Source organism: Actinomadura sp. CNU-125 (genome assembly GCF_001942465.1).
GTDB lineage: Bacteria > Actinomycetota > Actinomycetes > Streptosporangiales > Streptosporangiaceae > Spirillospora.
This window is the reverse complement of record NZ_MKJY01000045.1, coordinates 1-22,375: the sequence shown is the minus strand read 5'-3', so window position 1 is coordinate 22,375 and position 22,375 is coordinate 1. Positions and strand designations below refer to the sequence as shown.

The window sequence follows — 22,375 nt, the reverse complement described above, 5'->3', positions numbered from 1 at the left end:
ACCGCGGCGAGCAGGCCGATCAGCGCGGGCGCGGGCACCAGCCACATCGTCCGCCACAGCACCTGCCCCGCGCCGGTCACGTCCGCCGCCAGCGCCAGCACCCCCGGCAGGATCAGCAGCGTCAGCAGCGCCGCGACGCCCCCGCAGATCAGCGCGGGCACGCCGGGCCGGACCGTCCACGGCCCGAGCCACAGGGCGCACCCGGCGAGCACGCCGAGGGTCGCGTACAGCAGGACGGCCCGGTAGCTGGCCGGGGCGTCGTGGACGGTCCCGTGCACCGAGACGCTCTCGTACAGCAGGATGACCGCGAGCCCCGCCGCGACCGGGTACGCCATCGCCGCGCACGCGGCGAGTCCCGTCCGGACCCGCCCGGTGACGACGAGCGGCGCGGCCGCCGCCAGCACGACCAGCGACACCACGAACGCGGCCGTCGAGGTGAGGCCCACCGCCGCGACCCCGGCGGCGGCCAGCAGGACGAGGTCGCGGCGCGTCCGCCGTTCCGCCCAGTGCGTCAGGTACGCGAACAGCAGCGGGACGAGCAGCGACACCAGTACTGCTTTGCCCTGCCACATCCGCAGCAGGTGGAACGAGCCGAGCGACGCCGCGCTGAGCCCCGACCACAGCAGGTAGACCGACCCGACCGCGAAGCAGAGCGCGGCGCGGCGCGGCGCCCACGCCCGCACGAGCCGCCACAGCGCCCAGATCGCCAGGAACGTGACCGTGGGCAGCAGGACGTACCAGACGAACGACGCGCCCGGCACGCCCACGATCCGTGCGAGCGCCCCGGCGAGGACCTCGATCGACGACACCGGGGGCTCCCCGGCGATCTGGTCGGTGGCCCCCGAGGTGAAGATCACGTCTTTTGTGGGGATGCGGCCCGTTTCGGCCGTCGCCACGGAGCGGGACACGAAGTAGGCGTCGTCGCCGTCGGAGTTGAGGACGAACAGCGACCCGATCGCGAACCCGGCCCGGTGAGCAGCGCGAGCGGCGTGCCCCAGCGGGCCGCCGCCGCGTCCGCCGCGTCCGCCTCGTCGCGTCCGGCGGACGCCGGGAGCGCGCCGGGCCCGGCCTCCTCCCCGTCACCGGCCGCGGGACGGCGCAGCAGGACGGCCGCGGTCACCGCGACGCTGACCGGCGCGCCGCCACGCGCACCACCACGGGACGCCCTCCCCGTGCAGGCCCGCGCTCGTTCCCGCCACGACGGCCGCCCCGACCGCCACGCCCGCGAGGCCCCGGTGGACGGCCGCGCGGCGCGCGGTCGTGCCACAGCGCGGCGCCCGTCCCGCGCCGGAACCAGGCGGTGATCCCCGCCGCCGACACCACCGCCCAGCAGGCCAGCATCACCCAGGTGGGGGGCTGGAGCAGCAGGCACACGTGGTAGATCACCGTCCACGCCGCGAAGGCGAGCACGGCCGCGTCGACGAGGCCGTCCACGGCCCGGGTGACCCGCGCCGTCACCCCCGGCCGTCCGCCCCCGCCTCCGTCGCGCCCGGCGGCGCGTCCCCGGCTCCGGCCCCCGTCCCGGCCGTCCGGTCTTTCAGCTCGGTCATCCCGATGTCCCCTGAATCCATGCGTACGCCGGTGCGGTCGCACCGGGCCTCCCGCAGATGTCTCAGAGACGCGGCAGCACGCACCGAAGTTGCCCGCGCCGACGATCTTGGTCGGATTTCGATGTGTCGCCGTTCCCGCGGCCGTCCGTTCCATGCGAAGAAGCGGCCGCGCGTTCGTCTCCTACGAGTACTTGCCCCCGGACCCGTTTTCGTTGCACGCGGATCGTCCCGGGACGCGGACGCTCACTCGGCGGCGAGCGCCTCGGGGGATCCGGAGGGCTCCGACGGCCCGGGACGCCCGGACGCGGACGGTTCGGGAGAGCCGTACGTGCGCTCGCCGCGGTACAGCCCCGCCAGCACGTCCTCGATGCCGGCTTCCCGCAGCGCGATGTCGCGGACCTCGTGGTCGCGCGCGATCGCGGCGACCACCGCCGCCGCGTTCGCCGTCCCGGGCAGCCGCAGCCACTGCCGCGGCCCCTCCGTGCGTTCGGCCGCGACCCCCCGCACCGCGACCCCGTCCACGGTGAGGTCCTCGACCCTGATCGGCGGGCCGGGGCGGTCCAGCTCGACCACCAGCATCCGGTCGGCGTCCACGGTCCGGCGCAGGTCGGCCAGGCCGCCGTCGAACGCGAGCCGCCCCCGGTCGATGATCATGACGCGGCGGCAGAGCCGCTCGATGTCGCCGAGATCGTGCGTGGTCAGCAGGATCGTGGTGCCGCGCTCGGTGTTGAGGCGTTCCAGGAACTCCCGCACCGTGGCCTTGCTGACCACGTCGAGGCCGATCGTGGGCTCGTCCAGGACGAGCAGCTCCGGGTCGTGCAGCAGCGCGGCGGCCAGGTCGCCGCGCATCCGCTGCCCCAGGCTGAGCTGCCGCACCGGCGTGTCGAGGAACGGGCCCAGCTCCAGCAGCGCCGTCAGCTCCGCGAGGCGGGACCGGTGCGCGTCCGGATCGACCCCGTACAGCTTCCGGACGAGCGCCAGGCTGTCGCGCAGCGGCAGATCCCACCACAGGGTGGTGCGCTGGCCGAACACCACCCCGATGCGGCGGGCGAGCGTCGTCCGCCGCCGCGACGGGTCGAGCCCGCACACCCGCAGCGTCCCCGTGGAGGCCGTCAGGATGCCCGTCAGCATCTTGATCGTCGTGGACTTTCCCGCGCCGTTCGGGCCGAGGTACCCGACGAACTCGCCCGGTTCGACGTCGAACGAGACGCCGTCCACCGCGCGCACCGTCGTGCGGACCCGCCGGCGCCGGCCGTCGCGCGCGCGCGGACGGTGAACGACTTGCCGACGTCCGTCGCGACGATCATCGCGCCCGCTCCGGGCATGTCGCCCCCTTCGGTCATCTGGAGCCCCCTCGATGCAGGATCAGCTTCCGGTGGATCGGTAGTGCCGCAGGCCCGCCCGCCACGCGAGGGCCGCCGCCGCGCACACCGCGACGGCGACGGCCGGCGAGGCGAACCGCGCCGCGACCGGCAGCCCCAGCGGATCGGGAACGCCGAGGACGTACAGCGCGGGCTGCCAGTTCACGAACGCGAGCGGCACGACGAACGTCACCCCGCGCACGAGGTCGCGGGCGAACATCGTCGGCGGGTACTGCGTCAGGAACGCGCCCCCGTAGGTGAGCGACTTGGTGGCCCCGTGGCTCTCGACGAGGACGAACTGCGCCGCGCCCACCAGCACCCACAGTCCCGCGAAGATCGCCGCCCCGGCCGCCACCATCAGCGGGATCATCGCCGCCCGGCCGGGCGTCCAGGCGACGTCCAGCCGCGGCAGCGCGAACACCAGGACGAGCACGGGCGGGACGACCTTGCCGGCCCGGCGGGGCGTGAACTCCTCGGCCGCCACCTGCACCAGGGGGCTCACCGGACGCACGAGCATCGCGTCCATCGTCCCGTTCCGCACGTGCTCTCCGAGCCGGTCGGCGGTGCCGAGGACGCAGTCCGACAGCGCGAACGACAGCGCGGACGTCCCGTACAGGAACAGGACCTCCTCCGCCCCGAACCCGGCGATGCTGTCGGCGTGCGCGAACAGCAGCACGATCGCGATCGCGTCCAGGCCGGTGACGACCGCCGTGGACAGGACGAGCAGCACCAGCGACACCGGATACTGCGCGGCGGCGCGGATCCACGTCCACGCCAGCAGCCCGTACATCCGCACGGCCCGCGTCACGGATTCAGCCACCGTGCACCACCAGCTTCCGCCGCGCCGTCTTGGTCAGCAGCGCCCCGCACCCCAGCAGCACCGCCGCCCACCCGGCCTGGAACGCCAGCGCCGCCGCCAGGTCGGCGCCGGTGCGGCGGCCCAGCCACACGTCCGCCGGCACCTGGATCAGCGCCGACCACGGCAGCGCCGCCGCGACGTCGCCGAGCGCGCCGGGGAACACCACCAGCGGCAGGATCATGCCGGAGAAGAACAGCGACAGCACCGTGGTCGCCGATCCGAGCCCGCGGTCGTCGTGCAGCCAGAACGCCCCGAGCGCCACCAGGTAGCGCAGCGCGAACCCGACGACGAAGGCCAGGACGAGCGACACCGCGAACCCCGCCGCCGCGAGCGGGCCCGGCCATAGAAACGGGAAGACCAGCGCTCCGGCCAGCAGCGGCGGCCCGCCGCGCAGCAGCAGTGCCGCGATCGCGCGGCCCAGGTCGTCGGCCAGCCACCAGGACTGCAGGCCGACCGGCCGGTGCAGGTCGATCGCGACGTCGCCGTCCCGGATCCGCCGGGTGAGCTCCAGCCCGCCGAAGATCTGGACGGGGCCGATGAGGGCCTGCGTCAGGAAGCAGAAGGTGACGGCGTCGGCGGCGTCGTAGCCGCCGAGGCCCGGCCGCGCGTCCCACAGCGCCAGCAGGACGTACGCCCGGATGAAACCGAACGCGGTGTTGGTGATCGCCTCCGCCGCGGAGGCGAGTGGATACGCGGTGTGACGGCGGTAGCCGTACAAGCAGACCCACGGAAGAACGCCCACTTGCCGGGAGCCTAAACGCATCGGCCCGGCGGGGCACGGGTTTTCGCCCGAACGGGCCCCGGCGATCGCCGGGGCCCGGGCCGTCGCGCGGTGGCGGCTACTCGGCGAGGGCGGGCTTGACGGGGGAGTGGAGCCAGTCCTCGAAGAACGCGTCCAGATCCTGCCCGGAGACCTTCTCGGCCAGCGCGGTGAACTCGGCCGTGGTCGCGTTGCCGTCCTTGTGGGTCGCGTACCAGGTCCGCAGCAGCTTCATGAACGTGTCGTGGCCGATCTTCTCGCGGAGGAACTGCAGCGCCATGGCGCCGCCGCTGTAGACGCGGCCGTTGAACATGGTGTCGCGCTCGGGATCGGCCGTAACGACCGACCAGAACGGGCGGCCCTCCGGGTCCGGGAACGGACGCGCGGCGTACACCGAGCGGGCCTGGTCGGCGACCGTCCGCTCGCCCTGCAGCTCGGCCCAGTACCACTCGGACCACGTCGCGAAGCTCTCGTTCAGCCAGATGTGCTTCCACGTCGCGGGCGACACCGCGTCGCCGAACCACTGGTGCGCCAGTTCGTGCGCGATCGTGCTCTCGCTGCGGACGGCCGAGTACACCGGCTTGCCCTGCGTCTCGAGCGAGAAGCCGAGCGGCTCGCCGTTGAACCGGGCGTCGTCGGCGATCGCGCCGGTCGTGGAGAAGGGGTACTCGCCGAAGATCCGCGACCAGGCGTCGGTGACCTTCGCGGTGGTGTCGTGGAAGAACTCGACGGCGTCCGGCTGCTCGGCGAGCAGCACCGGGTCGACCGCGGTGTAGTTGGGGATGCCGCCGGGCGTCCGGTCCGACCTGGTCTTCCACTTCCCGACGTCGATGGTCGTCAGGTAGCTCGCCATCGGGCTGTCCTCGTGCCACCGGAAGACGTTCGCGTCGGTCGCGGACGGCCGGCGGCTGAACGCCGCCTTCGTGCCGCGGCGCTCGACCAGCACCCCGTTGGCGACGGCCTGGAGCCCCTCCGGGACCGTGATCGTGTAGTCGTAGGTGGCCTTGTCGCTCGGATGGTCGTTGACCGGGAACCACGTGCGGGGGCCGTTGGGCTCCCCGCCGACGAACGCGCCGTCCGGCGTGTGCAGGAACCCGTACGGGGAGCCGAACACGATCGGCGAGCCGACGATCGTCTGCGGCACGCCGCCGTAGACGATCGTCGCCCGGAACGTCGATCCCGCGCGCAGGCCGCGCCGCGGCTCGATCGTCAGCTCCTGGCCGCGCCGGTCGAACCGGGCGCGGCGATGGTTCACCGTGACGCGCTCGACGTCCATGCCGGACAGGTCCAGGTTGAAGCTCGACAGGTTCTGCGTGGCCCGCGCGGTGATCGTCACGGTGCCGTCGAGCTGGTCGTACGCCGGGTCGTAGGCCAGGTCCAGCGCGTAGTGCCGGACGTCGTACCCGCCGTTGCCCTCCAGCGGGAAGTACGGGTCGCCGACACCGTCCGCGCCGGGCGTGAACCGGCCGTGTCCGTGTCCGTGTCCGTGCCCGTGACCGTGGCCGTCGCCGTGGCCCTCGGCGGCGGCGGCCGGTGCGAACGCGACGACGCTCACGGCGGCGATCGCGATGGGAAGCGTGCGACCGGGGGTGGCCCGGAGCGCGGTGTGCCGGGTGCGGCGCATCGCCATCGGAGATCCTCTCTGTGCAGAGATCATCAACGCAGACGACGATGACCCCGTTGCGGTGCCGATGTCGAGCGCCGTGCCGGATGTGGCCGCGCATGTCCTATATGTCGTCCGGAATGTCCCGGGACACGGAAAGGCCCCCGCGGGTGTAGGGACGCGGGGGCCTTCCGTGGGGGAGGAAGGTTCAGCTGGAGAGGATCAGTGGAACTGGCCCTCTTCGGTGGAGCCCTTCAGAGCCGTGGTCGAGGAGTCGGGCGCGATGGCGGTGCTGACCATGTCGAAGTAGCCGGTGCCGGCCTCGCGCTGGTGCTTGACCGCGGAGAAGCCCTTCTCGGCCGCCGCGAACTCGCGCTCCTGCAGCTCGACGTAGGCGGTCATGCCCTCGCGGGCGTAGCCGTGCGCCAGGTCGAACATGCCGTAGTTGAGCGCGTGGAAGCCCGCCAGGGTGATGAACTGGAACTTGAAGCCCATGTGCCCGAGCTCGCGCTGGAACTTCGCGATCGTCGAGTCGTCCAGGTGCGCCTTCCAGTTGAAGGACGGCGAGCAGTTGTAGGCGAGCATCTGGTCCGGGTACTCGGCCTTGACCGCCTCGGCGAACTTGCGGGCCTGCTCCAGATCGGGCGTGCCGGTCTCCATCCAGATGAGGTCGGAGTACGGCGCGTACGCCTTGGCGCGGGCGATGCAGGGCTCGATGCCGTTGCGGACCCGGTAGAAGCCCTCGGCGGTGCGCTCGCCGGTGATGAACTCGCGGTCGCGCTCGTCCACGTCCGCCGTGATCAGGGTCGCGGCCTCGGCGTCGGTCCGCGCGATGATCAGGGAGGGGGTGCCCGAGATGTCGGCCGCGAGGCGGGCGGTGTTGAGGGTCTTGATGTGCTGCGAGGTCGGGATGAGGACCTTGCCGCCGAGGTGACCGCACTTCTTCTCGGACGCGAGCTGGTCCTCCCAGTGCACGCCCGCGGCGCCCGCGGCGATCATGCCCTTCATCAGCTCGAAGGCGTTCAGCACGCCGCCGAAGCCGGCCTCGGCGTCGGCCACGATCGGCGCGAGGAAGTGGGTGTCGCCCTCTCCCTCGGCCCACTGGACCTGGTCGGCGCGCAGCAGCGCGTTGTTGATGCGGCGCACGACGGCCGGAACCGAGTTCGCCGGGTAGATGCTCTGGTCCGGGTAGGTCTGGCCCGCCAGGTTGGCGTCCGCCGCGACCTGCCAGCCGGACAGGTAGATGGCCTTCAGACCGGCCTTCACCTGCTGGACGGCCTGCATTCCGGTGAGCGCGCCGAGCGAGTGGACGTAGTCCTCCTCGTGCAGCAGCTTCCACAGACGCTCCGCGCCGAGGCGCGCCAGCGTGTGCTCCTCCTGGACCGACCCGCGGATCTTCACGACGTCCTCGGCCGTGTAGGTCCGCTCGACGCCGTTCCAGCGGGCGTCGGTCTCCCACTGACGCCGCAGCTCCTCGGCTGCGCCCTTGAGGCGACTGTCGCTCATTGTTCTGCCCTTCCGTGTCGTCCCCTGGGTGCTTGGAGACGACTATGCCCCGATCCGCCAGCCCTAATGAACTCGTGAGTAACAGAAGAACTGCGAAATTTCCGCTACCATGAACCCGTGACGACCTTGCAGCCAGAAGAACCCCTCAACTTGACGAGCGATGTAGACCTCGTCACCTTCGGGCAGCGGCTCCGCCACCTGCGGCGCGCCCGCGGCATGACCCTCGCCGAGCTCGGCGAGCGCGTCGGCCGCGCCCCGTCCCAGCTGTCCCTGCTGGAGAACGGCCGCCGCGAGCCGAAGCTGTCGCTGCTGCAGGCCCTGGCGGCCGCGCTGGAATGCCCCATCGAGGAACTCCTGCGCCGCCAGCCGCCCAGCCGCCGCGCCCAGCTGGAGATCGCCCTGGAGGAGGCGCAGCGCGACCCCCTCTACCGCACCCTCGGGATGTCGCACCTCAAGGTCGGCAAGCGGATGCCCAACGAGGTCATCGAGCACATCCTCGCCCTGTACGGGGAGCTGAAACGCAGCCGCACCAAACCCACCGCCAGCCCCGAGGAGGCCCGCAAGGCCAACGCGGAACTGCGCCGCCAGATGCACGAGCGCGGCAACCACTTCGCCGACATCGAGAAGATCGCCGCGCAGACCCTCGACGCCGTCGGCTACCGGGGCCGCGCCGTCTCGCAGGGCACCCTGATGTCGCTGGTCGGGCACTTCGGGTTCAGCCTGCAGTACGTGCAGGACCTGCCCCGGTCCGTCCGGTCCGTCACCGACCTGCGCAACCGCCGCATCTACCTCGAACGCGAGCAGCTCGGCATGCACACCCCCCGGACGATCCTGCTGCAGACCCTCGGCCACATCGCCCTCGACCACGACCAGCCCCGCGACTTCGCCGACTTCCTGCGCCAGCGCGTCGAGGCGAACTACTTCGGCGCCGCGATCCTGATGCCCGAACGCAGCGTCGTCCCGTTCCTGCAGGAGGCCAAGGCCGCCCGGGAGCTGTCCGTCGAGGACCTCGCCGACGTCTTCTCCGTCTCCTACGAGATGGCGGCGCACCGCTTCACCAACGTCGCCACCCACCACCTCGACCTGCAGTTGCACTTCACCAAGAACGACGAGAGCGGCACGATCTACAAGGCGTACGCCAACGACGGGCTGGAGTTCCCGCAGGACGAGGACGGCGCGATCGAGGGCCAGCGCATGTGCCGCCAGTGGGCCGGACGGCACGTGTTCGGCGCCGAGGACCGCTTCTCCGTCTACTACCAGTACACCGACACCCCGAACGGGACGTACTGGTGCCTGTCGCACATCGACCCGAGCCACGAGCGCGACTTCGCGATCACGCTCGGCGTCCGCTTCGAGGACTCCCGCTGGTTCCGCGGCCGGGAGACGACCCGCCGCGTCAAGTCGGCGTGCCCGGACGGCGACTGCTGCCAGCGCCCGCCCAAGGCCCTGACCGACCGCTGGGAGGGCATGGCCTGGCCGTCCGCCCGCGCGCACTCGCACGTCCTGTCGGTCCTCCCGCCCGGCGCGTTCCCCGGCGTGGACGACCGCGACGTCTACGAGTTCCTCGACCGCCACGCCGACTGACCGTCCCCTCCCGCCGGCCACCCGGGCGGAGCGGCGGCGCCGACTGTGCGTGCGGGCGGCGCCGACTGTGCGTGCGTGCGGCGCCGGCTGTGCGTGCGTGCGGGGCCGGCTGTGCGTGCGTGCGGGGCGGTTGTGCGTGCGGGGCGGTTGTGCGTGCGGGGCGGTTGTGCGTGCGGGGCGATTGTGCGTGAGGCTGGGGCGGCTGGGATTCCCCGGCGGCCGGAGCGGAGCGGAGGCCGCCGGTCTGGATTCTTTTACCGTGGTGCACGGCCGTCACGGCAGGGTGATTGGTCCAGTCTCGTCCCGACAGGGGATGATTTGGGGTGTCCGGTGTCCCTTCTGGGGGATGTCCGGTTTTCAGAGCTCGTCGTCGGAGGGAGAGCGCGTGCTTCCTGAGGTGGCTTCGTGGCTGCGCCGCCGCACGAGCACGGCGGGGGACTGGCCTCCGCACGTCCTGCTCGCCGCCAAGGGGACGAGCGGGATCAGCGTCGTGCTGCCGGCGCGCGACGAGGAGGCGACCGTCGGGGACATCGTCGCCTGCATCCGCAGGGACCTGGTCCGGCGCGTGCCGCTCGTCGACGAGATCGTCGTGATCGACTCGTGCTCCACCGACCGGACGGCCGCGGTCGCGCGCGCCGCCGGTGCCCGGGTGGTGGCGCAGGACTCCGTCCTGCCCACGCTGGGACGCATGTCCGGGAAGGGCGAGGCGTTGTGGAAATCCCTCGCCGTGACGTCCGGCGACATCATCGTGTTCGTCGACGCCGACCTGCGCGGCTTCACCTCGTCGTACGTGACGGGGCTGCTCGGGCCGCTGCTGACGGACCCGTCCGTCGGCTACGTCAAGGCGTGCTACGACCGGCCGCTGGTCGACGGCGAGCACAGCGTGGAGGGCGGCGGCGGGCGGGTGACCGAGCTGGTCGCCCGGCCGCTGATCAACATGCACTGGCCGCTGCTGGCGGGCGTCATGCAGCCGCTCGGCGGCGAGTACGCCGGACGGCGCGGGCTGCTGGAACGGCTGCCGTTCGTCACCGGCTACGGCGTGGAGCTCGGCCTGCTCGTGGACGTCTACAGGGACTCCGGGCTGGACGCCATCGCGCAGGTCGACCTCGGCCGCCGGGTGCACTCGCACCAGAGCACCGAGGCGCTCGGCGCGATGTCCGGGCAGATCATGGTGACGGCCTGGTCGCGGCTGGAGCGGCACGGCCGGATGGTGCCGCTGAGCGCCCCGTCGACGGCGCTCACCCAATTCCGGCGGTCGGCCGACGGGCACGACGCGCACGCCGCCGACATGGCCGTCGGGGAGCGGCCGCCGATGGTCGGGGTGCCCGGCTACGCGACGTCCCGGCCGGTCACGCCCGGACGGCGCTGACGGGCCCGCCCGCCCCCTGCGACTCCGGCCCCTGTGACTCCGGCCACGGTGTTACCCGTGGTAACGCCCCACGGTGCTACCGTTGGTAACACACGCTTATTGGAGAAGAGGTCAATTGGCATGACGAGTGCGGAGAGCGCGCCGTTCTCGCTGGAGCTCAGCGACGACGTACGCGAAGTCAGGGATTGGGTGCACGAGTTCGCGCGGGACGTGATCCGGCCCGCGGCCGAGGAGTGGGACGAGCGCGAGGAGACCCCCTGGCCCCTGATCCAGGAGGCGGCCAAGGTCGGGCTGTACTCGCTCGACTTCTTCGCCACGCAGTGGCTGGAGGCGACCGGGCTCGGCATCCCGGTCGCGTTCGAGGAGCTGTTCTGGGGCGACGCGGGCATCGCGCTGTCCATCGTCGGCACCGGCCTGGCCGCCGCGTCCGTCGCCGCCGTCGGCACCCCGGACCAGGTCGCCGAGTGGGTCCCGCAGATGTTCGGCACGGCCGACGACGTCCGGCTCGGCGCGTTCTGCGCCTCCGAGCCCGACGCCGGCAGCGACGTCGGGGCGATCCGCACCCGCGCGGTGTTCGACGAGGCCAAGGACGAGTGGGTGCTGAACGGCACCAAGACCTGGGCGACGAACGGCGGCATCGCCGACGTCCACGTCGTGGTCGCGTCCGTCCACCCCGACCTGGGCAGCCGCGGTCAGGCCAGCTTCATCGTCCCGCCGAACACCCCCGGCCTGCGGCAGGGGCAGAAGTTCAAGAAGCACGGCATCCGCGCCTCCCACACCGCCGAGGTGATCCTGGAGGACGTGCGCGTCCCGGCCGGGCTGATCGTCGGCGGCAAGGAGAAGTTCGACGAGCGCATCGCGCGGGCCCGGGAGGGCAAGAGCTCCAAGGGCCAGGCCGCGATGAAGACGTTCGAGACCACCCGCCCGTCCGTCGGCGCGATGGCCCTCGGCGTCGGCCGCGCCGCCTACGACTACGCGCTGCAGTACGCGCGCGAGCGCGAGCAGTTCGGCAAGAAGATCGGCGATTTCCAGGCGGTCGCGTTCAAGCTCGCCGACATGAAGACCCGCCTGGACGCCGCCCGCCTCATGGTGTGGCGGGCCGCGTGGATGGCGCGCACCGGCAAGGACTTCCAGAACGCCGAGGGCTCGATGGCCAAGCTCATGGCCAGCGAGATGTCGGTGCACGTCACCGAGGAGGCCATCCAGATCCTCGGCGGCAACGGCTACACCCGCGAGTACCCGGTCGAGCGGATGCACCGCGACTCCAAGATCTTCACCATCTTCGAGGGCACGTCGGAGATCCAGCGCCTGGTCATCGGCCGCACCGTCACCGGTCTCCCGGTCCGGTAACGGCGGCCGGGACGAGGTGGACGGGCCGATGATCCGCACGCCGGCGGCGGGGGTGTTGTCACCGGGTAACACCCCCGATACGGTTCGGGGCATGCCCGACGCCCGCGGCCGTTTCCGGCCACCCTCCAGCCGTCCCGCCCGCGGGCCGGGCGTACGGTGAACCGATCATGAGGGCAACGGCGGGCGGCGGGCCGGGATCCGGGCGCGATCCCGGCCGTCGGCGCGCGCTGCTGGAGGCGGCCGACCGGGTCATCCAGCGGGAGGGCCCGGAGGCGTCCATGGCCGCGATCGCCGCCGAGGCCGGGATCAGCAAGCCGATCCTGTACCGGCACTTCGGCGACAAGAGCGGGCTGTACCAGGCGCTCGCCGAACGGCACATCCGCCGGCTGATCGCGACGATCCGGGAGGAGTTCTCCCGGGACGCCCCGATCCGGCAGCGCACCCGGTCCACCATCGACGGCTACCTGTCGACGATCTCCAAGAACCTCAACCTGTACCGGTTCCTCATGCACCGGGCCGGGGCGGAGGACGCCGCCACGCACAGCGTGATGAGCACGATGATCCGCGACCTGAGCCGGGAACTGGCCGAGGTCATGATCGCCGAAGGCGAGTTGACGGACCGGACCCGCGCCTACGTGTGGGGCCACGCGATCGTCGGGATGGTGCAGACCGCCGGCGACTGGTGGCTCGACCACGACGCCGAGGTGCCGAGGGAGGCGGTGGTGGACGGCCTCGCCGACCTCATCCTCGGCGGGCTGCCGGCCGCCGCGACCGGAGCCCGAGCCCTGCAGTTGTTCAGCGAACCAGAATCCCCGAGGTGACTGTGCAGACCGACCTGCGACCCGACCCGGCCGCCGACGCCGACCTGCGCCCCGAACCGGAGGTCGAGACCGAGCGGCGACCCTGGGGCGGCTTCGAACGCTTCACGTTCAACGAGCCGTCCACCGTCAAGCTGATCCATGTGGAGCCGGGGCAGCGCCTGAGCCTCCAGCGGCACCGCGACCGCGACGAGCTGTGGGTCGCCCTCGACCCCGGCGCGGTGTTCGAGGTGGCGGGCCGCCGCATCCTGCCGCAGGTGGGGGAGCGGGTCTTCATCCGGGCCGGGGAGACGCACCGGCTCAGCTCGGACGGCCCCGCGGTGCGGGTCATGGAGATCGCGTTCGGGCACTTCGACGAGGACGACATCGAGCGCCTCGAGGACTCCTACGGCCGCGCCTGACACGCGGACCGGCCCGCGGCGGGCTCCGGAGAGCCGCCGCGGGCCGGTGCGCGGGAACGAGGGACCGGTCAGGTGCTGCTGGTCATCTCGATGTCCTTGACCTTCTTGTCGTTCTCGTCGGCGAGGTAGTCGTCCTCCTTGGTCGCGTCCACGCCGTCGGCGAGGTTCGCGGCCCGGCAGACCACGGTGCCGACCACCGCGACGAGCACGTTCACGAGCAGCGCGATGATGCCCACGTACAGGGTCATCTTCGTGTCGAACCCGAAGTCGCTCAGCGGGTAGGCCGAACCGCCGAAGTGCTCCTTGCCCTTGGCCGGGTTCGGAATCTGGTAGAGCAGCGCCAGGCCGACCAGCAGGCCCGCCGCCCAGCCGGCGATGAGCGCGCCGCGGTGGAACCAGCGGGTCATCAGCCCGAGCCCGACCGCGGGCAGCGTCTGCAGGATGATCACGCCGCCGATCAGCTGCAGGTCGATGGAGAACTGCGGGTCCAGCATCAGGATGCACGCGACCGCGCCGGCCTTGACGAGCAGCGACACCAGCTTGCTGACCGTGGCCTCCTGCTTCTCCGTCGCGTTCCGGTTGAAGTACTCCCGGTAGATGTTGCGGGTGAACAGGTTCGCCGCGGCGATCGACATGATGGCCGCGGGGACGAGCGCGCCGATGCCGACGGCGGCGAACGCGACGCCCGCGAACCAGTCGGGGAACATCTGGTCGAACAGCACCGGGACGATCGTGTTGCCGTCGGCCTCGCCGTCGTGGCTCACCGGCTTCACGCCCGCCGCGATCGCCATGTAGCCGAGCAGCGCGATCAGGCCGAGCACGAGGCTGTAGGCGGGCAGCGCCGCCATGTTCCGCTTGATCACGTTGCGGTTCTTGCTGGCCAGCACGCCGGTGACGCTGTGCGGGTACAGGAACAGCGCCATCGCCGAGCCCAGCGCCAGCATCGCGTAGTTCAGCTGGTTGGAGCCCTCCAGCAGGACGCCGTCCCCGGGATTCTCCGACGCGTCGAACTTGGCCTGCGCCGAGTCGAAGATGTCGCCCCAGCCGCCGAGCTTCGCCGGGATGTACAGCACCGCGACGATGATCACCAGGTAGATCAGCAGGTCCTTGACGAACGCGATCAGCGCCGGTGCCCGCAGCCCCGACTGGTAGGTGTAGGCCGCCAGGATCACGAACGCGATGATGATCGGCCAGTGCCCGTGCACGCCCATCGCCTTCAGCACGGCCTCGATGCCGACGAGCTGCAGCGCGATGTACGGCATCGTCGCGACGATGCCGGTGACCGCGATGGCCAGCGCCAGCGTCGGGGAGCCGAAGCGGGCCCGGACGAAGTCGGCCGGGGTGACGAACCCGTGCACGTGCGACACCGACCAGAGCCGGATCAGCACGAGGAACACCAGCGGGTACACGACGATCGTGTACGGGACGGCGAAGAAACCCGCCGCCCCGGCGCCGAACACCAGCGCGGGCACGGCGACGAACGTGTAGGCCGTGTAGAGGTCGCCGCCGATCAGGAACCAGGTGATCCAGCTGCCGAAGCTGCGGCCGCCCAGCCCCCACTCGTCCAGGTTGTCCAGCGTCTCGGCCTTGCGCCAGCGCGCCGCGACGAAGCCCATCCCGCTGACCAGCAGGAAGAGCACCGAGAAAATGACGATCTCGGTGATGTGGTCGCTCGCCATCGGCTCAGCCCCGCTTCCTGGTCATGCGGTAAACGATGACGGTGCAGGCCACGCCGAGCGGGATGAACAGGATCTGCATCCAGTAGAAGGCGGGGAAACCGGCCAGCCGGGGCGAGTCGCTGTTGTAGAAGAAGGTCAGCAGCGGCACGATGACGGGAACGACCAGCAGCCAGTTCCACGCGCTTCGGTCGGAGCGCGGCGCCCGCGCCGGGGGTTGCGGCTCGTCGGGCTTGTCGGGCTTGTCGGGCTCTTCCTTCGAGACCAAGGGGGTCCTCCCTGTCACTGAGGTCGGTCCCGGACGGCCGCGCCCGGCCCGTCCGGATCGCGAGACGGGGCCGTGTCACGGGTGAAACCGGGTGAGCGTACCGTGACGGAAGTCACAGGTCGATATCGACCGCGCTACGACTTGGCGGGAGCGTTCCAGGGTGGTCCGCGCAGGTCGCAGCGTGTCCCGTCCGCATTCGGGACGGGCGCCCCGCGTCGGCCGGAGGGTGCCGGTGGCGGCCGTCCGCGCGTGCTCCACGCCGGACGAGCGGTGCCGCGTCACGTCCGACCTGCGAACTCCGCGGCGGCCGGAGCGGCCGGTGGCGGTCGCCCCGGACGGCCGGGAACCGGTAGGCTCGTTCCATGCGAACCGTGCCCCGCCGTATCACCGGCCAGTGGTGGTGGCGCCGCTAAGGCGGCGCCGGTTCGTGCACGTTCCAAGACCAGGCGACCGCCCTCCCCCGGCGGTCGGTGACGAGTCGTCCGTCCGGTGCAGGGCCCGACGATGAGGGGCCACCGCGGTGGAGACCGTCTCACAACAGCCGACGACCGGCGAGTTCGTCACGGCCGGGGGCGTACGGGTGACCCGTACCGCGACGCCCGTCGACCCCGAGCGCAAGTCGGGCGTGCTCAACGCGCTCGTCGCCGCCGTGGGGGAGCGGCGCGGCGGGGTGCTCAGCTCCGGCATGGAGTATCCGGGCCGCTACAGCCGCTGGCACATGGCCTACGTCGACCCGTGCCTGGAGATCGTCGCGCGGGGCCGGACCGTCACGGCGCGGGCCCTCAACGGGCGGGGTCGGGTCGTGCTGCCCGCCGTCGCCGCCGCGCTGCGCGGGACGGGCGAGGTGCGCGCCGACGGGCCCGCCGAGTGCGCGGTGTTCGTTCCGCCCACCGAGGAGTTCTTCGCCGAGGAGGAGCGCAGCCGCCAGCCGACGGTCTTCACCGCGCTGCGCGCCGTCATCGACCTGTTCCGCTGCGACGACCCGCACCTCGGCCTGTACGGGGCGTTCGGCTATGACCTGTCGCTGCAGTTCGAGCCCCTGAAGACGCGCCTGGACCGGCCGGACGACCAGCGCGACCTCGTCCTGCATCTGGCCGACGAGATGGTCGTGGTGGACCGCAAGCGCGAGACCTCGCACCGGATGTCCTACGACTTCGAGGTCGGCGGCGCCTCCACCGCGGGGCTCGCGCGCGAGACCGAGCCGACGCCCGCGGTCGTCCCAGCGGACCTCCCCCCGCAGCCGGTGCCCGGCGTGTACGCGCAGATGGTGCGGGACGCCAAGGAGCGGTTCGTCCGCGGCGACCTGTTCGAGGTGACCCCCGGCCACGCCATGTACGGACGGTGCGACTCGCCCGCGGCGTTCTTCGAGCGGCTGCGCGAGACGAACCCGGCGCCGTACGAGTTCCTGTTCAACCTCGGCGACGGGGAGTACCTGGTCGGCGCGTCGCCCGAGATGTTCGTCCGGGTGTCCGGCGACCGGGTGGAGACCTGCCCGATCGCCGGGACGATCAAGCGCGGCGGCGACGCGCTGCAGGACGCCGAGCAGATCCGCACGATCCTGGCGTCGGTCAAGGACGAGTCCGAGCTGACCATGTGCACGGACGTGGACCGCAACGACAAGTCGCGGGTGTGCGTGCCCGGCAGCGTCCGGGTGCTGGGCCGCCGGCAGATCGAGATGTACTCCCGGCTCATCCACACCGTCGACCACATCGAGGGGCGGCTGCGGCCGGAGTTCGACGCGCTCGACGCGTTCCTCACCCACATGTGGGCCGTGACGGTGACCGGCGCGCCGAAGACGTGGGCGATGCAGTTCATCGAGGACCACGAGGACTCGCCCCGCCGCTGGTACGGCGCGCGGTCGGGTGCGTCGGGTTCGACGGGTCGATGAACACCGGCCTCACGCTGCGGACGGCGCAGATCCGCGACGGCGTCGCGACCGTCCGGGCGGGTGCGACGCTGCTGTACGACTCCGACCCCGACGAGGAGGAGCGCGAGACGCACCTCAAGGCGAGCGCGCTGCTGGGGGCGCTGGAGGCGGCCGCGCGGGACGCCGCGGCGGCGGAGCGGGGCGCGTCCGGGCCGGAGCCCGAGCCGGAGCCGGAGCCGGAGCGTCCGGGGGACGGGCTGAAGGTGCTGCTCGTCGACCACGAGGACTCGTTCGTCAACACCCTCGCCGACTACTTCCGGCAGCACGGCGCGCGGGTGGTGACGCTCCGGCACGGCTTCCCCGTACGTCTCCTCGACGAGCACGCCCCCGACCTCGTCGTGCTGTCGCCGGGCCCGGGGCGGCCGGTCGACTTCGCGACCGGCGCGCTGCTGGACGCCCTGGACGCGCGCGGCCTGCCCGTCTTCGGGGTCTGCCTGGGCCTGCAGGCGATGGTCGAGCACGCGGGCGGCGCGCTGGATCTGCTGCCCGAGCCGTCGCACGGCAAGCCGGGCCAGGTGAAGGTGACCGGCGGCGGGCTGTTCGAGGGGCTTGCGGACGAGTTCACCGCCGCCCGCTACCACTCGCTGCACGCCACGCCCGACCGGGTGAAGGGCTTCCAGGTGACGGCGGTGACGGGCGACGTGGTGATGGCGATCGAGGACGCGGAGCGGCGGCGCTGGGCCGTCCAGTTCCATCCGGAGTCGATCCTCACGGCGGCGGGCGGCGCCGGGCACGCCATCGTCGCCAACGTGCTGCGGCTCTGCCGCCGACCGGCCCCATCATTCCGGTCGCCCTCGGCGAATCGACCGGAATGATGAACCGAATCTCATTCCAGGGTCGGATTGCGGACAGCAGAAAATGGTCCTCTGGGTGCTGTCCCGGAGGTCGCCGGCGCGGCAGAATCGGTTACCGGCCACCATCGCGCCGTACGCGGCGTGCGTGATCGCCGTTATCCCGGCGGGGGAGGGAGGCGCGCTCCTTCCCCCGCACCGGCGACCTTTCGTCATGGTTCGCCCGGCTTTGTCGTTACCTTCCTAAAAACCCCGGTTTCGGATGACCGGATCCAGTTGGGTGTTTTGTGGTCATCGACGGGGGGACCCCGGGACCATGATGTTCATCCTTTGGCTCATCGCGGTGATCCTCGTGATCGCCGGAGCGTACGTCCTCATCGCCCGCCGCGACCTGCTGTGGGGCATCGTCCTCATCGTCGTCGGCCTGCTCGTCGGCCCCGGCGGCGTCAGCATCTTCGGTTAGCCCGCCCCAGGGAAGCCGCCCCGAGAGAAATCTCCGGTGGCCCGGAAGAACACTGACGTCCGTTGTCAGGTTTCGGTGCCAGCCTCGACGGCATGAGCGACAACGAAACCGAGAACGCACCGCTGGCGGGAAAGGTCGCGCTGGTCGCCGGCGCCACCCGGGGCGCGGGCCGCGGCATCGCCGTCGAACTCGGTGCCGCCGGGGCCACCGTGTACTGCTCCGGCCGGACCACCCGGTCCGCGAGATCGGAGATGGACCGGCCCGAGACGATCGAGGACACCGCCGAGCTCGTCACGGCGGCGGGCGGCGAGGGGATCGCCGTCCGGGCCGACCACCTGGACCCCGCGCAGGTGGTCGGCCTCGTCCGCCGCATCGACGAGGAGCGCGGCCGTCTCGACGTCCTGGTCAACGACATCTGGGGCGGCGACCACCTCTTCGAGTTCGGCAAGCCGCTGTGGGAGCAGTCACTGGAGAACGGGCTGCGGATGCTGCGGCTGGCCATCGACACCCATGCGATCACCAGCCACACCGCACTGCCGCTGCTGATCCGCGAGCCCGGCGTCTCGTCGTCGAGATCACCGACGGGACCGCCGAGTTCAACAAGGACTACCGCAAGGACTGCGGGTACTTCTACGACCTCGTCAAGACCGCCGTGATCCGCATGGCGCTCGCCCAGTCGGTGGAGCTCGCCCCGTACGGCGGGACGGCCCTTTCGCTGACGCCCGGCTGGCTGCGGTCGGAGGCGATGCTGGAGCACTTCGGCGTCACCGCCGACACCTGGTCCGACGGCGCGCGGCAGGACCCGCACTTCGCGATCTCCGAGACCCCGGCGCTGGTCGGGCGGGCCGTCGCGGCCGTCGCCGCGACCCGGAGCGGGCCCGCTGGAACGGGACGTCCCAGTCCAGCGGCGGGCTCGCGAAGGTCTACGGGTTCACCGACGTCGACGGCAGCCGTCCGGACGCCTACGCCTACATCACCGAGGTGTCCTCGCGGGCAAGCCGGCCGACGTCACCGGCTACCGCTGACGATCGCCGCCGTCCGCCGGGCCGCCGTCCGGTCGCGCGTACAGCGCCGCGAGCCCGACGGTCTCGGCCATCCGGCGCCCGCAGTTCCGGCGGCGCCACCACCTCGACGTCCGCGCCGAGCGACCGCAGCTCGTGCGCCGCCACCTCCAGGGACTCCACGGGCAGCACGGTCGTCCGCCACCCGTCCGCGTCCGGTTCCCCGGCGCCGTCGGCGGCGCGAGCGGGCGGCGTGCTCGCCGACGGCGGCCCGCAGGCCCGTGCATCCCGGCCGGGCCGAGCCGCACGGTGATCTCCTCGCGCAGCATCGACCGGGCGAACTCGCCGGCCTGCTCCCGCCAGTGCCCCGCGAGGTCGAAGTCCACGTCGCGCTCGAACGTCGCGCCCGTCGGCGTCACCGCCGCGACCCGGTCGACCCGGTAGGTGCGGGGCCGCCCGCCGACCAGCGCCACCAGGTACCAGGTGCCGTTCTTCAGGACGAGCCCGTACGGTTCGGCGGTCCGCGCCACCTCGCCGTCCTTGCGCCGGTACCGCAGCCCGACCTCGGCGTCCGACCAGACGGCCGCCGCGAGGTCGCGCAGCAGCGGCGGCGGGTCGGGCGCGCGGAACCAGCCGGGCGCGTCCAGATGGAACCGCTGCCCGGCGCGGGCGGGCGCGTCCCGCAGCGGGCCCGGCAGCGCCGCCAGGACCTTCAGCTCGGCGGCGGCGACCGCGTCGGCCAGGCCCATGTCCCCGGCCGGTCCCGGCAGGCCCGACAGGAAGAGCGCCTCGGCCTCCTCCCGGCTGAGCCCGGTCAGCCGCGTCCGGTACCCGGCGACGAGCCGGTAGCCCCCGGCCCGGCCCTGCTCGGCGTAGACCGGCACCCCGGCGGCCGACAGCGCCTCCACGTCCCGGTAGACGGTCCGCTCCGACACCTCCAGCTCCCGTGCCAGCTCGGCCGCCGTCATCCGGTCGCGGGACTGCAGGAGCAGGACGAGTGAGATCAGCCGGGACGCGCGCACACCCCTCATCGTGCCCGCTGCGGGGCGATCTTGACAATTTCGTGGCAGCTTCGCCCGGGTTTTCTGTTCCGGCAGGTCACATCGCTGTTAGCGTCACCGCGTGCCGAACCAGACAACCACCATCGAGGCGTTCATCGACGCCCTGCCCAAGGTCGAACTCCACGTCCACCTCGTGGGCTCGGCGTCCGTGCCCACCGTCCTGGAACTCGCCCGCCGGCACCCCGGCGGCGGCGTTCCCGTGGACGAGCGCGAACTGCGCGAGTTCTACAAGTTCACCGACTTCCCGCACTTCGCCCAGGTATACGACCGGGTGAACCACCTCGTGCGGACGCCCGAGGACGTCGCGACGCTCGTCCTCGGCGCGGCCCGCGACCTCGCCGCCCAGAACGTCCGGTACGTCGAACTGACCGTCACCCCGCAGTCGCACACGCGCGCCGGGATTCCGCACCACGCGATCCGCGAGGCGCTCGACATCGCCGCGCGGGAGGCGCGCGAGCGCCACGGCATCCAGGTCGCCTACATCTACGACATCCCCGCCGACTTCGGGATCGAAGGGGTGAAAGGCACCGTCACCGCCGCACTGGAGCACCCGGCGGAGGCGCTCGTCGGCTTCGGGATCGGCGGCATCGAGCAGATGCGCGCCTCGATCCGCGACGAGATCCGCGACGCGTTCCGCGCCGCCCGCGCCGCCGGGCTGCGCAGCCTCCCGCACGCGGGCGAGATGACCGGCCCCGAAACCATGTGGGAGGTCATCGACCACCTCGGCGCCGAACGCATCGGGCACGGCATCGCCTGCGTCCGCGACGAGCGGCTGATGGCCCACCTGCGCGACACCGGAACACCCCTCGAAGTCTGCCCGACCTCGAACGTCTGCACCGGCCAGGTCGCCGCGCTCGCCGACCACCCGCTGCCGCGCATGCTCGACGCCGGGCTGTTCGTCACGCTGAACAGCGACGACCCGCCGATGTTCGACACGACGCTGACCGGCGAGTACCGCGTCGCCGCCGCGGCGTTCGGCCTCGGCCGCGCCGAACTCGCCGCGCTCGCCCGCAACGCCGTCACCGCGTCCTGCCTGGACGACGCCGGCAAGCGGGCACTCGCCGCGGAGATCGACGCGCTCGTCTGACCCCCGGCCGCCCCCGTCAGCCCCAGGCCATGCGGCGCCAGGGGCTGGCGGGGTCCTCGGCGAGGATGCGGTGCCCGACGACCGAACGCGCGTACCACTGGCCGAACTCGCCCTCGTCGAACCGCAGCATCCGCCCCAGGACGTAACCGGCGGAGAACGACTCCCACGACCCGTACACCCGATGAGCGCGCTGCCCCGCCGTCGTGACGCACTTCTCGGCCTCGTCGGCCTCGCAGAACCCGGCGCCCAGACCCCAGCGGGCCATGTTCACGGCACGCCCGAAGTCGTAGCCGTACACGCTCTCCACCCGCTCGTCCGGCCCGAGGAGCCCGTCCGCGCGGAACCGCTCCTCGTACCGCAGGATCAGCCCCGACATCTCGATCACGTGCCGGGTGGTCGCCTCCGAGACGTTCCGCTCCGCGCACCACGCGGCGATCGACGCCCGCCACGAGGCCGGTGCCATCCCCGGCTCGCGCCGGTCGAGGACCATCTGGACGCCGGGATCGGAGTTCTCGGCGTCCAGCAGCGCCCGCACCTGCTCCCGCCAGCCCGCCGCGTCCGTCACGCCCCAGTCGCGTTCCAGCAGCGCGCGATCGTCGCCCGACCCGTCGCCGCCGAGCGTGTTCCACGCGACCCCGTTGCTCACCGCCAGGTGCGCCCCCACGTCGCGAGCGCCGCCGCGAGGACGCCCCACGCCGTCGGCGTCCGGGTCCTGACGAGCACGTCGAAGTCGCGGTCGGGCCGCCGCTCCGCGTCCGCCAGCAGCCGAGCGACCTGCCGGTGCCCGTCGCCGCCCGGCGGCAGGCGGCCCAGCAGGTCCCGCAGCGGTTCCACCGCGGCCCGCGGCCCCGGCGTCCGTGACGATCAGCCGCGCCGCGTGCACGCCCGCGACGTCCGCGCCGCCGTCGCCCAGCGAGCGGAACGCGGCCATCGCCGCCCA

General features: G+C 72.3%; 19 protein-coding genes and 4 pseudogenes. 10 read left to right on the top strand and 13 right to left on the bottom strand.

Translation table 11 applies throughout. The features are described from left to right. From BJF79_RS06905 to aceA, 8 genes and pseudogenes are all read right to left on the bottom strand, one after another. Window positions 1–896 (bottom strand): DUF6077 domain-containing protein (locus BJF79_RS06905; RefSeq protein ID WP_262401637.1); only part of this gene is annotated, 896 nt, incomplete at its 3' end. Next, entirely contained in the window at window positions 854–1,120 is a 267-nt protein-coding gene (locus BJF79_RS52880) for a hypothetical protein (RefSeq protein WP_143219750.1), read from the bottom strand. The genes BJF79_RS52880 and BJF79_RS06905, both read right to left, overlap by 43 nt. Then, complete coding sequence (locus tag BJF79_RS06900; protein WP_075895545.1) at window positions 1,117–1,458, bottom strand: hypothetical protein; 342 nt, start codon at window positions 1,456–1,458, stop codon at window positions 1,117–1,119. Before BJF79_RS06900 ends, BJF79_RS52880 begins: the two co-directional genes overlap by 4 nt. Window positions 1,459–1,793: 335 nt before the next feature. Next, window positions 1,794–2,857: pseudogene (locus tag BJF79_RS06895) on the bottom strand (ATP-binding cassette domain-containing protein). A gap of 58 nt (window positions 2,858–2,915) precedes the next feature. Next, on the bottom strand, window positions 2,916–3,731 hold the full coding sequence (locus tag BJF79_RS06890; RefSeq protein WP_316043291.1) for an ABC transporter permease: 816 nt from the start codon (window positions 3,729–3,731) through the stop codon (window positions 2,916–2,918). Beyond that, window positions 3,724–4,512 carry an ABC transporter permease gene (locus BJF79_RS06885; RefSeq protein WP_262401636.1) on the bottom strand — a complete coding sequence of 263 codons (789 nt, stop codon included), beginning with the start codon at window positions 4,510–4,512 and terminating at the stop codon, window positions 3,724–3,726. Before BJF79_RS06885 ends, BJF79_RS06890 begins: the two co-directional genes overlap by 8 nt. A gap of 97 nt (window positions 4,513–4,609) precedes the next feature. Next, window positions 4,610–6,160 carry a M1 family metallopeptidase gene (locus tag BJF79_RS06880; protein ID WP_262401635.1) on the bottom strand — a complete coding sequence of 517 codons (1,551 nt, stop codon included), beginning with the start codon at window positions 6,158–6,160 and terminating at the stop codon, window positions 4,610–4,612. Window positions 6,161–6,355: 195 nt separating this feature from the next. Beyond that, complete coding sequence (gene aceA, locus BJF79_RS06875; protein ID WP_075895541.1) at window positions 6,356–7,639, bottom strand: isocitrate lyase; 1,284 nt, start codon at window positions 7,637–7,639, stop codon at window positions 6,356–6,358. Window positions 7,640–7,789: 150 nt separating this feature from the next. Between aceA and BJF79_RS06870 the strand changes: the two genes are divergently transcribed. From BJF79_RS06870 to BJF79_RS06850, 5 genes are all read left to right on the top strand, one after another. After that, complete coding sequence (locus tag BJF79_RS06870) at window positions 7,790–9,223, top strand: XRE family transcriptional regulator (protein ID WP_075895539.1); 1,434 nt, start codon at window positions 7,790–7,792, stop codon at window positions 9,221–9,223. Window positions 9,224–9,608: 385 nt separating this feature from the next. Then, entirely contained in the window at window positions 9,609–10,592 is a 984-nt protein-coding gene (locus tag BJF79_RS06865; RefSeq protein WP_262401634.1) for a glucosyl-3-phosphoglycerate synthase, read from the top strand. Window positions 10,593–10,712: 120 nt separating this feature from the next. Next, a complete protein-coding gene (locus BJF79_RS06860; RefSeq protein ID WP_075895535.1) occupies window positions 10,713–11,942 on the top strand; it encodes an acyl-CoA dehydrogenase family protein in 1,230 nt (409 codons plus the stop codon). Between the two features lie 167 nt (window positions 11,943–12,109). Beyond that, entirely contained in the window at window positions 12,110–12,763 is a 654-nt protein-coding gene (locus BJF79_RS06855; protein WP_075895533.1) for a TetR family transcriptional regulator, read from the top strand. Next, a complete protein-coding gene (locus BJF79_RS06850; RefSeq protein WP_262401633.1) occupies window positions 12,760–13,161 on the top strand; it encodes a phosphomannose isomerase type II C-terminal cupin domain in 402 nt (133 codons plus the stop codon). Before BJF79_RS06855 ends, BJF79_RS06850 begins: the two co-directional genes overlap by 4 nt. Before the next feature lie 68 nt (window positions 13,162–13,229). Here the strand turns inward: BJF79_RS06850 and mctP are convergent, their stop codons facing one another. Together mctP and BJF79_RS06840 are read right to left on the bottom strand one after the other, a co-directional pair. After that, window positions 13,230–14,840: a monocarboxylate uptake permease MctP gene (mctP, locus tag BJF79_RS06845; RefSeq protein WP_075895531.1), complete on the bottom strand. Its 1,611-nt coding sequence runs from the start codon at window positions 14,838–14,840 to the stop codon at window positions 13,230–13,232. Between the two features lie 4 nt (window positions 14,841–14,844). Further along, entirely contained in the window at window positions 14,845–15,105 is a 261-nt protein-coding gene (locus BJF79_RS06840) for a DUF3311 domain-containing protein (RefSeq protein WP_075895529.1), read from the bottom strand. Between the two features lie 520 nt (window positions 15,106–15,625). On the opposite strand from BJF79_RS06840, the pseudogene BJF79_RS66575 reads away from it, so the two are divergent. From BJF79_RS66575 to BJF79_RS06830, 4 genes and pseudogenes are all read left to right on the top strand, one after another. Beyond that, window positions 15,626–17,052 (top strand): annotated as a pseudogene (locus BJF79_RS66575) (anthranilate synthase component I); the annotation flags it as partial. Between the two features lie 183 nt (window positions 17,053–17,235). After that, a complete protein-coding gene (locus BJF79_RS66570) occupies window positions 17,236–17,847 on the top strand; it encodes a glutamine amidotransferase-related protein (protein ID WP_410050059.1) in 612 nt (203 codons plus the stop codon). Between the two features lie 292 nt (window positions 17,848–18,139). Then, window positions 18,140–18,286 carry a GPGG-motif small membrane protein gene (locus BJF79_RS57060; RefSeq protein WP_169528911.1) on the top strand — a complete coding sequence of 49 codons (147 nt, stop codon included), beginning with the start codon at window positions 18,140–18,142 and terminating at the stop codon, window positions 18,284–18,286. A 92-nt stretch (window positions 18,287–18,378) separates the two neighbouring features. Further along, window positions 18,379–19,311 (top strand): annotated as a pseudogene (locus tag BJF79_RS06830) (SDR family oxidoreductase). Window positions 19,312–19,631: 320 nt separating this feature from the next. Here BJF79_RS06830 and BJF79_RS06825 read toward each other — a convergent pair. Continuing rightward, window positions 19,632–20,255: pseudogene (locus tag BJF79_RS06825) on the bottom strand (helix-turn-helix transcriptional regulator); the annotation flags it as partial. Between the two features lie 154 nt (window positions 20,256–20,409). Here BJF79_RS06825 and add point away from each other — a divergent pair. Beyond that, window positions 20,410–21,435 carry an adenosine deaminase gene (gene add / locus BJF79_RS06820; protein ID WP_075895527.1) on the top strand — a complete coding sequence of 342 codons (1,026 nt, stop codon included), beginning with the start codon at window positions 20,410–20,412 and terminating at the stop codon, window positions 21,433–21,435. A gap of 16 nt (window positions 21,436–21,451) precedes the next feature. Here the strand turns inward: add and BJF79_RS06815 are convergent, their stop codons facing one another. Next, window positions 21,452–22,081: a DUF1266 domain-containing protein gene (locus tag BJF79_RS06815; protein WP_262401632.1), complete on the bottom strand. Its 630-nt coding sequence runs from the start codon at window positions 22,079–22,081 to the stop codon at window positions 21,452–21,454. Beyond that, window positions 22,078–22,269: a hypothetical protein gene (locus BJF79_RS06810; protein ID WP_075895523.1), complete on the bottom strand. Its 192-nt coding sequence runs from the start codon at window positions 22,267–22,269 to the stop codon at window positions 22,078–22,080. Before BJF79_RS06810 ends, BJF79_RS06815 begins: the two co-directional genes overlap by 4 nt. Window positions 22,270–22,375 lie beyond the last annotated feature (106 nt).